The sequence below is a fragment of the Butyrivibrio sp. LB2008 genome, assembly GCF_000621565.1.
Taxonomy (GTDB): Bacteria; Bacillota; Clostridia; order Lachnospirales; family Lachnospiraceae; genus Butyrivibrio.
Genome location: NZ_JHXZ01000009.1, coordinates 212756 through 228129, shown reverse-complemented (window position 1 = coordinate 228129; position 15374 = coordinate 212756). Strand labels below are relative to the sequence as shown.

At 41.2% G+C, this 15374-nt stretch carries 15 protein-coding genes; all 15 read right to left on the bottom strand.

The genetic code is table 11. The features are described from left to right. Positions 1 to 72 precede the first annotated feature (72 nt). On the bottom strand, positions 73 to 1269 hold the full coding sequence (locus T356_RS0101005; RefSeq protein ID WP_026512876.1) for a BMP family ABC transporter substrate-binding protein: 1197 nt from the start codon (positions 1267 to 1269) through the stop codon (positions 73 to 75). A gap of 45 nt (positions 1270 to 1314) precedes the next feature. After that, on the bottom strand, positions 1315 to 2094 hold the full coding sequence (gene udp, locus T356_RS0101000; RefSeq protein ID WP_026512875.1) for a uridine phosphorylase: 780 nt from the start codon (positions 2092 to 2094) through the stop codon (positions 1315 to 1317). Positions 2095 to 2190: 96 nt separating this feature from the next. After that, positions 2191 to 2703 (bottom strand): ribosome maturation factor RimM, encoded by a 513-nt coding sequence (gene rimM / locus T356_RS0100995; RefSeq protein ID WP_026512874.1) that lies wholly within the window; start codon positions 2701 to 2703, stop codon positions 2191 to 2193. Beyond that, the gene (gene trmD / locus T356_RS17950) at positions 2700 to 3509 is read right to left on the bottom strand and encodes a tRNA (guanosine(37)-N1)-methyltransferase TrmD (RefSeq protein WP_035780086.1); all 810 of its coding nucleotides are present in this window, start codon (positions 3507 to 3509) and stop codon (positions 2700 to 2702) included. The genes rimM and trmD overlap by 4 nt, the downstream gene beginning before the upstream one ends. Positions 3510 to 3619: 110 nt before the next feature. Beyond that, positions 3620 to 3847, bottom strand: a complete 228-nt coding sequence (locus T356_RS0100985; RefSeq protein WP_026512873.1) for a KH domain-containing protein — start codon at positions 3845 to 3847, stop codon at positions 3620 to 3622. 82 nt (positions 3848 to 3929) lie between these two features. Next, the gene (rpsP, locus tag T356_RS0100980; protein WP_026512872.1) at positions 3930 to 4175 is read right to left on the bottom strand and encodes a 30S ribosomal protein S16; all 246 of its coding nucleotides are present in this window, start codon (positions 4173 to 4175) and stop codon (positions 3930 to 3932) included. Between the two features lie 78 nt (positions 4176 to 4253). After that, positions 4254 to 5627, bottom strand: coding sequence for a signal recognition particle protein (gene ffh, locus T356_RS0100975; RefSeq protein ID WP_026512871.1), 1374 nt, complete (start codon positions 5625 to 5627; stop codon positions 4254 to 4256). Between the two features lie 3 nt (positions 5628 to 5630). After that, a complete protein-coding gene (gene ylxM, locus T356_RS0100970) occupies positions 5631 to 5978 on the bottom strand; it encodes a YlxM family DNA-binding protein (RefSeq protein WP_026512870.1) in 348 nt (115 codons plus the stop codon). Positions 5979 to 6058: 80 nt separating this feature from the next. Continuing rightward, positions 6059 to 6904 (bottom strand): AraC family transcriptional regulator, encoded by an 846-nt coding sequence (locus T356_RS0100965; RefSeq protein WP_051563059.1) that lies wholly within the window; start codon positions 6902 to 6904, stop codon positions 6059 to 6061. A 2-nt stretch (positions 6905 to 6906) separates the two neighbouring features. Next, the gene (locus tag T356_RS20025; protein WP_051563058.1) at positions 6907 to 7995 is read right to left on the bottom strand and encodes a glycoside hydrolase family 25 protein; all 1089 of its coding nucleotides are present in this window, start codon (positions 7993 to 7995) and stop codon (positions 6907 to 6909) included. A gap of 5 nt (positions 7996 to 8000) precedes the next feature. Then, positions 8001 to 8876, bottom strand: coding sequence for a YitT family protein (locus T356_RS0100955; protein WP_035780083.1), 876 nt, complete (start codon positions 8874 to 8876; stop codon positions 8001 to 8003). A gap of 4 nt (positions 8877 to 8880) precedes the next feature. Further along, positions 8881 to 10107: a threonine ammonia-lyase gene (gene ilvA, locus T356_RS0100950; protein WP_197020863.1), complete on the bottom strand. Its 1227-nt coding sequence runs from the start codon at positions 10105 to 10107 to the stop codon at positions 8881 to 8883. A 30-nt stretch (positions 10108 to 10137) separates the two neighbouring features. Beyond that, complete coding sequence (gene ftsY, locus T356_RS0100945) at positions 10138 to 11052, bottom strand: signal recognition particle-docking protein FtsY (RefSeq protein WP_026512866.1); 915 nt, start codon at positions 11050 to 11052, stop codon at positions 10138 to 10140. Beyond that, entirely contained in the window at positions 11052 to 14609 is a 3558-nt protein-coding gene (gene smc, locus T356_RS0100940; protein WP_026512865.1) for a chromosome segregation protein SMC, read from the bottom strand. Before smc ends, ftsY begins: the two co-directional genes overlap by 1 nt. Beyond that, positions 14609 to 15304, bottom strand: a complete 696-nt coding sequence (gene rnc / locus T356_RS0100935; protein WP_197020862.1) for a ribonuclease III — start codon at positions 15302 to 15304, stop codon at positions 14609 to 14611. The genes smc and rnc overlap by 1 nt, the downstream gene beginning before the upstream one ends. Between the last annotated feature and the right edge of the window lie 70 nt (positions 15305 to 15374).

Sequence of the window (15374 nt, the reverse complement as noted above, 5' to 3'; positions counted from 1 at the left end):
AAATTGGTGAAAAGGACCGGAAGACTATGAATCCGCCGGTCCCTATCAGCATAAAAGCTGTAATAAGCAAAATTACTTAATGTTACCCTGGAAGTTAATCTTTACGTTATCAGCAGAAGGCTTCTCAGCTTCTGAATCGTTTGATACTTTGATTGCTCCGCTTGCAAGATCTGCAACAAGCTTGAGATAATCATCCTTTGTAAATGTATCATTCCATACAGTTGTGTCCTCAGGAAGTCCTACATAGTTAAGAGATGTATCCTCGCCTGATACGATACCAAGGTTTGAAATCTTTCCAGCATAATCATCCCACTGTCCGTCTCTGATAGCTGAAAGAAGTGTGTTTACAGTAGCCTTAAGGCCCTTCATAGCAGAAGTAACAGTGATTCCCTTGCCATACTGTCCATCGATTGTAGCAGCCTGGTCAACGTCTACACCGATAACTTTTCCGTCTACCTTTGCAGCAGCCTCAGCAGCAGATGTAAAGATACCGCCACCGCAAGCGAATACAACTTCTGTGCCGCCCTGATACCATGTATCCATAGCTGCTGTGATATCAGCATCACCGTAGAACTGGTTACCGTAAGCATAGTTGAGCTCAACACTTGCGCCTGTCTCTTTTGCAGCAGCATCAGCACCCTGAACGAATCCGTATCCATAACGGATAACTGCGGGAACTGCCATACCGCCAAGGAATCCAAGCTTTGTGAATCCCATCTTTACTGCAGCATATCCTGCCATGTATCCGGGAAGCTCTTCCTGGTATACAGCAGAGAATACGTTAGGATATGTCTCGTTGTTGAAATCAGAAGTCTCACCCTCAAGGTCAAACTCAGAAACGTCAAGAGCAACGAACTTAACTTCAGGATATGTCTCTGCTGTTTCTGTAATAGCCTCAGCAAAAGCATAACCGGGCATTACTACTACATTATATCCGTCAGCTACAGCCTTATCGATCATCGCAACTCTCTCAGCTGTTGAATCACCTTCAGGCTTGTAATATGTGAAATCAATCTTGTTCTCATTACAGAAAGTCTGACAAGCTTCATATGTTGACTGGTTGAAAGACTGGTCTGTGATATCGCCGTAATCTGTTACCATAGCAACTTTGAAATCAGCAGTAGCTTCTGTTGCATCATCGCCATCTGCTTTAGCTTCAGAAGAAGCGCCGGCTGTTGCACCGTCATTGGCAGGTGCTTTAGAACCGCAACCTACAAGAGAAAATACCATTGTTGCAGCCATCATTACTGCAAAAATTCTTTTTTTCATAATTATCCTCCATTGTTTATGATGAAAAAAATGTATTATAAAACCTTATCTGGTTTTATCCAAAGCAATCAGGCTCTTTACCGCCTCAATAGTTGTCTTATAGACAATTTCCATATCATGAGCCTGCGGATTTGAAAGTCCCTTCTTGGCTCTTTCCTGATTAGCCACAACCAAAAGCACTGCTCCTGTTCTGGCTCTCAAATAATTACCCACAATAAACAATGTTGAAGACTCCATCTCGGAACAAAGCGCACCGCACTTGATCCAGGCGTCCCATTTATACAACAATTCCTGTCCGACCGGTTTAGTCTCAGGTTCATGTTGCCCAAAGAAAGAATCCTTGCACTGTGCAACACCTACATGATACTTTGCACCGGCTTTTTTGGCTCCGTCAACCAATGCAGAAACAACATCAAAATCAGCAACGGCAGGATACTCTATAGGAGCATACTCCTTAGAAGTTCCTTCCGCTCTTATTGCGCCGTTTGCAATTACGATATCTCCTCCGATAACATCATCCTGCATTCCGCCTGAAGTACCCATTCTGATAAAGGTATCAGCACCACACTTGTAAAGCTCTTCAATTGCAATAGCCGTTGAAGCGCCTCCGATACCGTGTGACATTACTGTAACTTTCTCGCCGCACAATGTACCTGTATATGTATTATATTCTCTGTTATATGCTATAAACTTAGGATTGTCAAAAAGCTTTGAAATAGATTCACATCTTCCGGGATCACCGGTTAGTATCACATACCTGCCGACATCACCTTTTTTGACGTGCGTATGATATTGATAACCTGCACCTTCAGTATAATCAACCATAAAAATATTTCCTCAAATTAAATATAGTGCCAGAAAAATTAAATCACAAAATAATTATAGAGCATTATTTTAAAAAAGTCACCAAATATAAAATAGTTAAAATAATCCTTCCATTACGTGAATCACAATCCTGTTATTCTTGATATCAATCTCTTTGACACAGTCCTTTATAACCGGGATATAGACCTTTTCACCGCCATCTTCGGGATCCATTTCATATACATCATTTGCACCTGTCTGAATGACATCCGAAAGAACTCCGAGTTTCTTTTCGTCCTCATCAACAATATCAAGTCCGATAAGATCAGCAACGTAATATTCACCGGGCGCAAGTTTGATCGCATCTTCTCTCAAAATAGTAAGCTCGCATCCGCGAAATTTTTCCACGTCATTTATATTATCAAATTGCTTGAATTTAACAATGACAAATTTCTTAAAAAATCTGGCACTCTGCACATCAAGTTCAAGCTGCTCGCCTCTGTTTGTATGCAGCGTTACCTTTTTAAGTTTTTTAAATCTGTTTGGATCTTCGGTGGTGGGAAAAACATTCACTTCACCGTGAAGACCATGTGTCGAAGCAATTACTCCTACCTGAAATCTGTCTGTCATATATTATCTCCACTATTCTCAGAATCTTTGTTTTCTTCGGTATTTATCTGAACTTCTGAACTTTTCCTGCGTCTTTTCTTTTTCTTTTTGGCGGGAGGATTTTCGGCCAGCCACTTCTCATAAAGGTCGGGACGTCTTTCTTTTGTCCTTAATATAGACTGTTCAAGTCTCCACTCATCAACCTTCTTATGGTCACCCGACAACAATATCGGGGGAACTTTTTTACCCATCCACTCTTCAGGTCTTGAATACTGGGGATACTCCAAAAGATTATTGTTAAAACTGTCAGTCATCGCTGACTCATCATTATTGAGCACTCCGGGAACAAATCTGGAAATCGCATCGATCATTACCATCGCAGGCAGCTCACCGCCCGTAAGCACGTAATCACCGATAGAAATATAATCCGTCACTATTTCTTCGAGAACTCTCTCATCGACACCTTCATAGTGTCCGCACAAAAATACAAGATTTTCTTCCTTGGCAAGTTCTGTCACAATCTCCTGATTGAACACCTCGCCCTGAGGAGTTACGTAAATGACTCTGGGAGCCTTGCCGTTCTCTGCCTCAATCTTGTTCTTAATATCTATATAGCAATCATAGATAGGCTGCGCCTGCATAAGCATGCCCGCACCGCCTCCGTATGTATAATCGTCAACTTTATGATGTTTGGTATCGTTTGAATAATCCCTAATATTAACGGCATTAAGACTAATAAGCCCTTTTCCCTTTGCTCTTCCTATAATGCTTGAAGAAAGGCAATCCGTTATCATCTCGGGAAACAATGTCATAACATGAAAATTCATAGTCATCCCAATAAATAGAAATTTGATTAGATAATTTGTTTTTATTTTAGAACAAAAAAGAGCCGAATAGAATAATCTTTCTCCTATTCGGCTCAAAAATTACGGCATTCTTAGACGATTTCTACATCAACCTTGAGATTTTCTCTGGTTGAAGCCGCCTTAACAACAGAACGTATAGCCTTAGCGATACGGCCCTGTTTGCCAATTACCTTGCCCATGTCTGAAGGTGCAACATGAAGCTCGATCATGATATTGCGCCCGTCTTTCTTTTCAGAAACTACAACTTCACTCGGATTATCAACAAGCGCTTTTGCGATTACTTCGACTAACTCTTTCATTGTTTATCCTCCGGCACAAGTAATTTCACGTTCGGTAAGTATGAGATGATTGCTCAATTCAAACAATCATACATCATAGAACTTACTTGCTGATTCCTGCCTGTCTAAACAACTTAGCTACAGACTCTGTAGGCTGAGCACCGTTAGCGATCCACTTCTTAGCAAGCTCCTCGTTAACCTTTACTGTGCTGGGATCTGTGTTAGGATCATAAGTTCCGATCTCCTCAATAAACTTACCCTGTACAGGGAACTTTGAATCAGAAACGATAATTCTGTAGAAAGGAACCTTCTTCTTACCAATTCTCTTCAATCTGATCTTTACTGCCATTTTAAACGTCCTCCGTTAAATAATAATAAATTAATATTGTTTTTATATGTATAAGACAGCTGCTAGCTGTATGACATATCAAAAGAATCTGTTTTTGCCGAATCCGCCGAGGCCGCCGAATTTACCAAAGCCGCCTCTCTTGCCGCCCATGAGTCCCGGCATCTGCTTCATCATCTTCTGCATCTGCTCAAACTGCTTGATGAACCTGTTTACATCGGCGATGTCATTTCCGGAACCCTTAGCGATCCTAAACTTTCTCTGAGGGCTCATAAGCTTGGGATTTCTTCTCTCTTCCGGTGTCATGGAAAGAACGATTGCTTCCATCTTTGCAAGTTTCTTCTCATCAGGAAGCTGATCATCACTGATCTTGCCCATTCCGGGAAGCATTCCCATTATAGAAGCAAAACCGCCCATATTGCGCATCTGCTTCATACTCTCGAGATACATCTCGAAATCAATCTTGCCCTTCTTCATCTTGGATGCCATCTCTTTGTCTTTTTCGGCATCACGCTCGGCATTTGCTTCAATAGCTTTGTCGATAAGACTGAGAACATCACCCATTCCAAGGATTCGGCTTGCCATTCTGTCAGGATAGAACTGCTCAAGATCTGAGAGTTTCTCTCCCATACCTACATACAAAATAGGCTTTCCTGTAACGGACTTGGCTGAAAGAGCCGCACCGCCTCGTGAATCACCGTCCATCTTAGATAAGATGATTCCGTCAATTCCGACTTTCTCATTAAATTCCGATGCAACATTGACCGCATCCTGACCGGTCATGGCATCAACTACAAGAAGTGACTGATGAACTTCGATTGCTTCCTTGATATCGCAAAGCTCCTTCATCATTCCTTCATCTATCTGTAAACGGCCGGCTGTATCGACGATGACAACATTGTTGCCTTTCTTCTTAGCCTGCTCGACAGACGCTTTTGCAATCTCCACAGGACTAACGTCCGTTCCCATGGAAAAGAAATCCACCTGCTGTTTCTCAGCATTTATTTTGAGCTGATCGATAGCCGCAGGTCTGTATATATCACATGCTGCAAGAAGCGGCTTTCTGCCTTTCATCTTGAGCTTTCCTGCAATCTTGGCTGCCGTGGTTGTTTTACCTGCACCCTGAAGACCGCACATCATGATAACCGTGATCTCGTTGATGGGAAGTAGTTTAAGTTCCGTTGTCTCAGAACCCATCAGAGCGGTCATTTCTTCATTAACGATCTTTATGACCATCTGTCCGGGATTGAGTCCGTTCAAAACATCCTCACCCACGGCTCTTTCCTGTACAGAAGCAATAAACTTTTTAACGACCTTAAAGTTTACATCCGCTTCAAGCAGAGCCATCTTAACTTCTTTAAGGGCAGTCTTAACATCTTCTTCAGTAAGACGTCCCTTGCCTCTTAAATTCTTAAATACATTTTGTAATTTATCTGTAAGACTCTCAAAAGCCATTAATTACGTAAGCTCCTCTAATATTTTCCCTGAAAGAATTCTCAGGTTATCCTTTAGTTCGTCACTTGATATAAGATCAGCCTTATCCGACAGTTCCTTGAGAAATTCAGCATCCTGCTTGATTGCTTCAAACCTCTTTATCATGTGAAGTCTGTTCTCATATCCCTGTAAAGTCTTGGTGCACCTCTTTATCAGATCGTGTACACCCTGCTTGCTGATTCCGTGTTCATCGGCTATCTCCGTAAGAGACATATCCTCATAAACAGCAGCTTCATATATACTTTTCTGATGTTCGGTAAGAAGCTCGCCGTAAAAATCATACAACAAGCCCTGCTCTACGATTTTTTCCATAGAATTCCTCTTCTCAACCAATTGCACAATGGATATATTATATCAAACAAAAATAGGTGTCAAGTATTTTTTCTTGACACCTATATCTTCACTTCCGAAGGAAGAATTCCAAGCTGATTTTTGAATGCTCTGCTAAAAGAAGAATAATCCTTAAACCCGCACTCAAGGCATGCCGCGGTCGACGGAGTCCCGGACATTATCAAATTTCTCGCAAGAAGGATTCGCTTCTCTGAAATATATCTGTGAACAGAATATCCAGTCTCACTCTTAAAGATCCTCATCATATGATATTTACTCAGATAGAATTTATTGGCAATGGAATCAATAGAAAGGTCTTTTTGCAGATTATCATTGATATATTCGATTATCTCGATAACCTTCCTGTTAAACCTCGCCTCCGGTCTGAATCCAAAATCTTCCGAAATACATGCTTTGTTAAACTCGATAAGCATCTTTATCACATCAATCTTGGCTGTAAGCTCTCCGGCGTACTCGGTATCTTTTATCCTGATATCCTCTTCCGCTTTAAGAAGCATATCGTAAATATGGGCACTCGTTCCCGAATTAAATCTCACGATATAACTGTCGAGTTCTTTGGATTTCACAAAAGCATCAAGAAGTCCCAGTTTATCAAGAAACTCAGGTTTAAGATACAATATGATCCTGTCGTATTCGTCTTTGCTGTCGACAACGGGCTTATGAATATCAAACCTGTTAACAAGCACAAAATCGAAGGGCAAGAGTTCGTACTCTCGTCCTTCGATCAAATATCTGATATTACCTTTCAGGATAAGAATAATCTTATAGAAATCATGATAATGAAAATCAATATCTGAAGTTACTTTGTCGGAAATATGAAAATACTTAAAGTCACTGTCTAAGTAACCTCTCTGTTCATATTCCGTTATATTATCCATCTTTTTCATCTTCAATACTCGGTAATACAAATGTTAAGGTCAACGCTCTTCTCGATTCCCGCAACTTTTCCGGCCGATGTATACTGCCAGATATCAAAGTGATAAGGATAATAAAGAGAAGGATTGTACTGTGCGAACCATATATCTCTGTTATCTACATTCTCAGCATTCATAAGAAGCGTAAATGACAAAAGATTGCCGTAAACCATTGACTTATATCCAGCCTCTTCTACCCTGTCACAGAAAACATTCGCAACTTCTTCATATTCTTTTGAAGTAAGATTCAAAGTTCTGGCATTATCGGAATCCGCAGATTCGATATCAATAACAACAGGATAAGTGATCTTGTAAGGCTCTATCATCTCGATAACACTGTTGGCCTCTTCAAGTGCCTCTTCTTTGTTGATTGCCTGTGAATAGAAGTAAACACCGACATCAATGCCGTTCTCGATGGCACCTTTTATATTATCCTCAAAAGTCTCATCGGCAATGACTTTACCTTCGGTTATTCCTCTGTATCCCGCTCTTATGATAGCAAATTCAATTCCGTCTTCTTTAACCTTGCTCCAGTCAATCTCGCCCTGGAACCTGGATACATCGACTCCCTGCTTGAACTTAAAGTCCTTCTTCTCGCCAACGTACTTAAGAAAGCCTTTTTCATCCATCTCAAAATCATTCGGTCCGAAATCGTGATGTTTGATCTTATTGCTTATAGGGATAAAGTAGTATCTTCCGCTCTTGGACACAACAAGCTGATTGGGATAAAGGGATTTGATTATCGAATTGGCACCTTCGCCGTCCTCAAGTCTCTTCTTGATATCTTCGCGAAGGGCTCTGTCCGCTTTCTCACCGGCTTCTATTCTCGCCTCTTCAATGCGGCTTCCCATCTCTGCCTCGGTGTAAAAATGCTCCTTGTCCATGGTATTCAATTCGCTTCTCACAGCGTCCGTTTCTCTCTGAAGAGAAGCGTTCTTAATAAGAAGAACAACGCTGAAACTGAGCGCCATGATAGCGACAAGGCTCATAAAAATAATGGATAACGTATTGCGGGCGCTGCTGGCACCTCTTTTTTCTCTTGAATCCGGAAGGTTATTACTCATATACTCTACATTCTCTCATCAAAATAGCTCTTATAGCCTTCTCCGAAAATCTCGCTCGCACTCGTTACGATCATGAATGCATTTGGATCTTCATCTCTGACAACATCTTCCGCCAAAGGTGAAAGCCTCTTTTTTACGGCACACATTATTACTTTTTTCTTTTCTCCGCTGTAAGCGCCCTGTCCAAACACGTGCGTTGCACCTATATCAAGCTCTTTCAACAACCTGTCTGTAATTGCATCAGGGTTGTCTGAAATAATATAAATGAGCTTCGCCCCGTCTCTTCCGTAAAGCACTATATCAAGGATAAAAGATGTGATCATAACAGAAAGGAAAGAATACATCGCAGCCGCAATATCATTGAATACGATCGCAGCAACGAACAAAACTCCTATATCTGTCAGAATATACAAAACACCTGTCTTTATATGCGGATATTTCAGCCTGAGGATCTTAATTATTACATCAGTTCCTCCGCTTGTGGCATGACATTTGAAAACAAGGCCGATAGCTATGGCTGACAATGCGCTTCCAAATGTAACACCAAGTATTTTATCCCGGATAACATAATCCGAGAAAAATCTAGTGCACAGGTCGGTGAAAAAAGATATCATCGTCGTTGCGTAAATAGTCGAAACCGTAAATCTGATACCAAATTTCCAGATTGCCAGTATCAAGATTGGAATGTTCATAAGCCAGAACCAAAGGCCTGTTCCGATTCCCACAACTCTGTTAAGAACAATGGCAAGTCCCGTAAGACCTCCCGGTGCTATATCGTTGGGATCGATAAGCATACTTGTTCCTACTCCATAAAGCAAAGCCGCAAAGGTTATTATCAGATACTCAATGCACCTTCTTTTTGCACTAATTTTTTTACTCATTTTCTTATATATTTGTCCTTACAATTTTAGGTTTGAAACCTTTTTCGGTCAGAGCATTCAAAATCTGTTCTTTATGCTCGCTTCCGAACGCTTCAAGCGTGATTCGAAGCTCAACAGCAGCATTTCTGTTGATTGAAACGAACTGGTTGTGCTCCAATTTGATAACGTTTCCGTTTACTTCGGCGATTATACCGGAAACTCTTGAAAGTTCACCCGGCTTGTCGGGAAGAAGCACCGAAACGGTAAATATTCTGTCTCTCATTATGAGACCCTGCTGTACAACGGAAGACATCGTTATGATATCCATGTTTCCGCCAGAAAGTACGCAGGCAACTTTCTTGTCCTTGCAATCAAGCTGCTTAAGAGCGGCAACGGACAAAAGTCCCGAATTCTCAACTACCATCTTATGGTTCTCAACCATATCAAGGAATGAAACCACAAGATCTTCATCGGGCACAGTGATGATGTCATCTATATTCTTGGTAAGATAAGGGAAGATTTTTTCTCCGGGAGTCTTAACCGCAGTACCGTCGGCAATTGTATTTACACCTGGAAGTGTAACAACATGTCCTGCCTTTATCGATTCCTGCATGCAATTAGCTCCCGCAGGCTCTACACCTATAACTTTAATCTTAGGATTAAGAAGTTTAGCCAATGTGGAAACACCTGTTGCAAGTCCGCCTCCACCGATCGGAACAAGGATGTAATCTACAGTAGGAAGCTCCTTGATAATCTCCATTGCAATGGTTCCCTGACCTGTTGCAACATCAAGATCGTCAAAAGGATGAACCATTGTATATCCATTCTCTTTAGCGAGCTTACATGCATGCTCATAAGCTTCATCATATACATTTCCGTGAAGAACAACTTCTGCTCCGAGAGCCTTTGTTCTGTTCACTTTTATAAGAGGAGTTGAAGTAGGCATTACGATAGTAGCCTTTACACCGTAACACTTTGCTGCATAAGCAACACCCTGCGCATGATTTCCGGCAGAAGCGGTTATAAGACCTTTCTTTCTCTCTTCATCGGAAAGAGTAGTGATCTTGTAATATGCACCTCTCACCTTATATGCACCTGTTCTCTGAAGATTTTCAGGCTTGAGATAAACCTTGTTACCGGTGCTGTTGCTCCAGTAATCACTGTAAATAAGCTTGGTCTCAAGTGTAACCTTCTTCACAGCCTCATATGCTTCTTCAAATTTGTCCAATGTCATTATAGATTCTTCAGCCATTTCTTATCTCCCATTCTCCCAACATATTAATCATGAAAATAAAGCATCCACAAACTGATCGGAGTCAAATCTCTCCAGGTCGTCTATAGCTTCTCCGACACCGATATATTTTACCGGGATATTAAGTTCGGAAACTATAGCAACTGCGATTCCGCCTTTTGCGGTGCCATCGAGCTTGGTAAGTATAATACCGGTAAGGTCTGCGGCTTCGCCGAATTCCCTAGCCTGCATTATAGCGTTTTGACCTGTAGTTCCGTCAAGAACAATGAAGTTCTCTCTGCAAACTTCTCCAAGTTCCTTATCAAGGATCCTGTTCATCTTGGAAAGTTCATCCATAAGATTCTTCTTATTGTGAAGTCTTCCCGCCGTATCAACTATAAGAATATCACAATCTCTTGATTTAAAGGCAAAAGCGGCATCATAAATAACGCTTCCCGGATCTCCGCCTTCTTTTCCGCAGATAATAGGTGTTCCGGCTCTGTCAGCCCATTCTTTGAGCTGCTCTGTAGCTGCGGCTCTGTATGTATCGGCAGCTGCAATCAGAACTTTTTTGCCCTTATTCTTGTATATAGCGGCGAGTTTGCCTACAGATGTTGTCTTTCCTACGCCATTGACACCTATAACAAAGATAACAGTCTTCTTATCTTCGAAATCATAGGCTTCATCGCCCGTCCTCATCTGCTCTCTGATATTTTCCACAAGGAGTTTCTTGCACTCGGCAGGATCGGAAATATGCTTTTCCTTTACCTGCTTGCGCAGATTATCAATGATACTGCTTGTAGCATCGATACCGATATCTCCCATAATGAGAGTTTCTTCAAGCTCCTCATAAAAATCATCGTCTATATTTGAAAATCCGTTAAAGACATTATCTATGCCCTTAGCGATATTTTCTCTTGTTTTCGACAAGCCTTGTTGTAATTTTGCAAAAAATCCACCAGCCATCAGTTACTGAGCTCCTTATCAATAAGATTTACGCTTACAAGTGTTGATACGCCTTTTTCTTGCATCGTTATACCGTAAAGTCTGTCGGCACTTTCCATTGTACCACGACGGTGCGTAATTACAATGAACTGTGTATTGCAAAGTTTGTGCAAATATCTTGCAAAACGTACAACGTTATTCTCATCAAGCGCCGCTTCAATCTCGTCAAGAAGACAGAACGGTGAAGGTTTGAGGTTCTGAATCGCGAAAAGAAGTGCAATGGCTGTAAGCGCTTTTTCTCCACCGGACATCTGCATCATGTTGACCAGCTTCTTTCCTGGCGGCTGAGCGTTGATCTTTATTCCTGCTTCAAGAATATCCTCATCTTCAGCAAGTTCAAGCGTTCCCTTACCACCGCCGAACATTTCCTTAAATACCTTATCAAACTCAGTATTGATGAGCTTGAACTGTTCCATGAACTGCTTTCTCATGGATTCATCAAGGTCATTGATAATCTCCTTGAGTTGCTTTTCCGCTTCAATAAGATCATCATGCTGATTCTTCATAAATGTATATCTCTCCATGAGGTTCTTGTAATCCTCAATGGCATTTACATTGACATCGCCGAGTTTCCTGATCGAATCTTTCAAAGAGTGTATCTCTCTTCTCATAGCCGGAACATCATTCATTTCCTCATCGCGAAGTTCAGCCGCGTCAGACAATGTGATCTCATATTCATTCCACATATAATTGATCTGAGATTCAATCGACTCTTCGCATTTTTCCTTCTTGGAAGTAAGTCTGATAACTTCCTTCTCAAGATCTGACATCTGTTTATTAAGATCTTCGGTTTTACCAAAGAATTCTTTCTGAGCTTCCGAAAGATTGTTCTTGATTTCTTTCTTCTCTTCAAGTTCTTTTGTAGCGCCCGACTGAACATCCAATGATGCCTCGATCGTAAGTCTGATCTCTTCGATATCTTTCTTGTTCTGCTCAAGAAGTCTTGCATTCTCGTTCATTGATTCCACGATTTCTGCAAGCGCCTTCTCTTCGGTAGCGATATCATCATTTATACGGTCGACATTCTGCTGATAGAACTCCTGCTTCTGATGGCTCTTCTCATATTCAATCTCTTTTACGGAAACGGCATCATTCTCGCGCTCTTCAATCACATGGAGCTCTTCAAGCTTAGCCTTATGCTTTTCAACGAGCTCAGTGCAGATTTTCTCTGTATTCTCGGAATCTTCAAGTGCAGAAAGAGCCTGTGTTTTCTCTGTCTCTATTTCTGCAATTCTTGTTTCGATCTCATCATTTTCTGCTTTAAGATCGCTATAGTTACCCTTCTGCTCTTCCTGTCTTGCTTCCTCATTCTCGACATTCAGTCTTGCGGTATTCTGGGCAATAAACTTACCCTGAAGTTCATTTCTAAGTTCCTCTGAAAGTGTACGGAGTTCATTTCTCTTTTTCTTTGCCGCGTCAATTTCTTCCTGAAGCGTATCAATCTGTTCTTTGTACTTCTGAACATTGAGCTCCATCTCATCCATCTCACGGCGTCTTCCGAGGAGATTACTGTTATTCTTAAAAGCACCACCACTGATAGCTCCGCCGGGAACAAGAAGTTCACCTTCAAGAGTTACCATTCGTACGGTGTATCTGTATTTCCTTGCAATCTTAACCGCATTGTCGATATTGTCGACAGCAACGATTCTTCCAAGCATAGCTTTAGCTACACTTCTATATTTGGGATCTGTCTGTACAAGTTCATCAGCCATTCCAAGAACACCCTCTTCATTGAGTGCCTCCTTGGCCTTAAGCTCGGGCGGATTATCAAGTGATGTAAGAGGTAAAAATGTTGCTCTTCCCGCTCTGGTTTCCTTGAGGTAAGCAATCATCTTTTTTGCCGTCTCTTCATCATCCGTAACAATATTCTGGATATTACCGCCAAGCGCCACTTCAATGGCAGTCTCATACTTAGGTTCAGTCTTGATAATATCCGCAACTACACCGATGATACCGGTAACGGAATCTTTTCTCTCCATTACCTTCTTAACGCTTCCGCCGTATCCCTCGTATCTTTCGGTGATATTGGCAAGAGCTTCAAGTCTTGATTTTTCCTGCTGATACAAGTTCTGAGTTTTTCTAAGTTCAGTATCTTTGCGAGACATTTCCTCACGGATCGCAACTATTTCCTGATCTGTAGTTTTCTGCTTCTGATTCATTTCTGAAATCTCGGCAGTTATCCTGTCAAACTCATCCCTTAATTTCTTTATTGTCTCTTCCTGTCTGGATTCATCCGACTGCGCACGAACAAGCTTACCTGTAAGTTCTGCCTTTCTGATATTGACCTGTTCCTTCATTGTATCAAGGGAACTGAGTTTAGACTTTATCGTAGCCCTCTTATTAAGAGTTTCGATGATAGTGCTCTTGCACTCTTCAACCTGCTCGTTTATTTCATTTATCTCAGCAAGGACCTTATCAAGTTCTTTTCTTGCCTCTTCCTTGCTCTCAAGAAACTTCGCAACTTCTGCGTCAATTTCTTCTTTTTTCTGTAAATACTTCTCTTTTTCTTTATTCTTTTCAGCAATCTTTTCCTGCTCATCATTGATTCTTGTCTTAAAATGAGCATCATTTGAAGATGCTGAATTTATCTTCTCGTTGAGAATTCCGATCTGGCCTTCAAGTTTTTCTTTTTTAACAGAAGAATCCGTGATCTTAGCTCTTGCTTCATCTATCTCCGCATCAAGTTCTTCAAGCTTCTTCTGGATATTTTCATATTCTTCCTTGGCCTTCTCGTAATTATTCTTGGACTCAGTAAGTGACACCGAAGCAATAAGAAGGTTCTTTCCCGCTTCTTCAAGCTGTTCCTTTTGATTCTTATTCTCAACAAGGAACATATTTACATCGAGTGTCTTAAGTCTCTCTCTGAATTTCAGATATTCTTTTGCTTTTTCAGACTGCTTTTCAAGAGGTCCTGTCTGTTTTTCAAGCTCTGCCAGAATATCACTTATTCTGGTAAGATTTATCTTTTCCTCGGCAAGCTTCTTAACCGCGGTCTCTTTTCTCGACTTAAACTTAACGATACCTGCCGCTTCGTCAAAAAGATTTCTTCTATCTTCGGGCTTACTTGAAAGGATCTGATCAATCTGACCCTGTCCGATGATAGAATATCCCTCTTTACCGATACCCGTATCCATAAACAGCTCATTTACATCCTTGAGTCGACAAGCAGAGCCATTTATCATATATTCACTCTCACCCGAACGATAAAGGCGTCTTGAAACAGTTACTTCATCATAATCTATGGCAAGTGAATGATCGGAATTATCAAGTGTAATGGCAACAAAAGCGTAGCCCAGAGGCTTTCTGAGCTCCGTCCCCGAGAAAATTACATCCTGCATGGATCCGCCTCGAAGCTGCTTGATACGCTGTTCACCGAGAACCCATCTTACGGCATCTGCTACATTACTCTTTCCGGATCCGTTAGGACCAACGATTCCGGTAATTCCGTTGTGAAAATCAAGTTTTATTTTATTGGCAAATGATTTAAAACCATGAATCTCAATACTTTTTAAATACATTATTTCTTTTTATTCAAAGCCAGAACCGCCTGATATGCCGCCTGTTGTTCGGCACTCTTCTTGGTTCTGCCAGTCCCTTCTCCCATATTCTTATCTGCTACGTAAACACGAACCTTGAACATTTTATCATGTTCGGGACCACTTTCGCCACATGTTTCATACCTGACACCGCCGAGTTTCAAACTCTGCACGATCTCTTGCAAAGTGGATTTATTGTCGTTATACATCTGATAAGACTCAGAATTTGTAAGAACATATTTATCAATATATTTCTTGGATTCACCGATACCTCCGTCGAGGTAAAGCGCTCCGATAACAGCTTCCATAACATCGGCGATAATAGACTCTTTATTTCTTCCACCGGTTGCCTCTTCACCTTTTCCAAGCTGAATATAGCTCTTTAAATCTATCTGAAGAGAATCGTGATAAAGAGCCGGTTCGCAAACAAGCGCCGCTCTTATCTTGGACATCTCGCCCTCTTTTTTATCGGGGAATGTCTTAAAAAGATACTCACTCGAGATCATCTCCAAAATAGCATCACCAAGAAATTCAAGGCGCTCATAGTCATGCTTTTTATTGATCTTGTGCTCATTCACATAAGAACTGTGTGTAAGAGCCTCGATAATAAGAGCTTTGTCCTTGAATGTATAACCGATTATCTGTTCCAGTCTGCTGATGTCGTTTTCCGTTAACATAGTTACCTCGAAGAATGTTTAGAATAAAAATAGAAAAGAGGCAGTTATAATGCTGCCTCAGATAGTACAA

What these genes read in the sequence shown, in the direction of transcription:
- T356_RS0101005 (WP_026512876.1), bottom strand. Translation starts at nt 1,269, where the DNA reads ATGAAAAAAAGAATTTTTGCAGTAATGATGGCTGCAACAATGGTATTT.
- udp (WP_026512875.1), bottom strand. Translation starts at nt 2,094, where the DNA reads ATGGTTGATTATACTGAAGGTGCAGGTTATCAATATCATACGCACGTC.
- rimM (WP_026512874.1), bottom strand. Translation starts at nt 2,703, where the DNA reads ATGACAGACAGATTTCAGGTAGGAGTAATTGCTTCGACACATGGTCTT.
- trmD (WP_035780086.1), bottom strand. Translation starts at nt 3,509, where the DNA reads ATGAATTTTCATGTTATGACATTGTTTCCCGAGATGATAACGGATTGC.
- T356_RS0100985 (WP_026512873.1), bottom strand. Translation starts at nt 3,847, where the DNA reads ATGAAAGAGTTAGTCGAAGTAATCGCAAAAGCGCTTGTTGATAATCCG.
- rpsP (WP_026512872.1), bottom strand. Translation starts at nt 4,175, where the DNA reads ATGGCAGTAAAGATCAGATTGAAGAGAATTGGTAAGAAGAAGGTTCCT.
- ffh (WP_026512871.1), bottom strand. Translation starts at nt 5,627, where the DNA reads ATGGCTTTTGAGAGTCTTACAGATAAATTACAAAATGTATTTAAGAAT.
- ylxM (WP_026512870.1), bottom strand. Translation starts at nt 5,978, where the DNA reads ATGGAAAAAATCGTAGAGCAGGGCTTGTTGTATGATTTTTACGGCGAG.
- T356_RS0100965 (WP_051563059.1), bottom strand. Translation starts at nt 6,904, where the DNA reads ATGAAAAAGATGGATAATATAACGGAATATGAACAGAGAGGTTACTTA.
- T356_RS20025 (WP_051563058.1), bottom strand. Translation starts at nt 7,995, where the DNA reads ATGAGTAATAACCTTCCGGATTCAAGAGAAAAAAGAGGTGCCAGCAGC.
- T356_RS0100955 (WP_035780083.1), bottom strand. Translation starts at nt 8,876, where the DNA reads ATGAGTAAAAAAATTAGTGCAAAAAGAAGGTGCATTGAGTATCTGATA.
- ilvA (WP_197020863.1), bottom strand. Translation starts at nt 10,107, where the DNA reads ATGGCTGAAGAATCTATAATGACATTGGACAAATTTGAAGAAGCATAT.
- ftsY (WP_026512866.1), bottom strand. Translation starts at nt 11,052, where the DNA reads ATGGCTGGTGGATTTTTTGCAAAATTACAACAAGGCTTGTCGAAAACA.
- smc (WP_026512865.1), bottom strand. Translation starts at nt 14,609, where the DNA reads ATGTATTTAAAAAGTATTGAGATTCATGGTTTTAAATCATTTGCCAAT.
- rnc (WP_197020862.1), bottom strand. Translation starts at nt 15,304, where the DNA reads ATGTTAACGGAAAACGACATCAGCAGACTGGAACAGATAATCGGTTAT.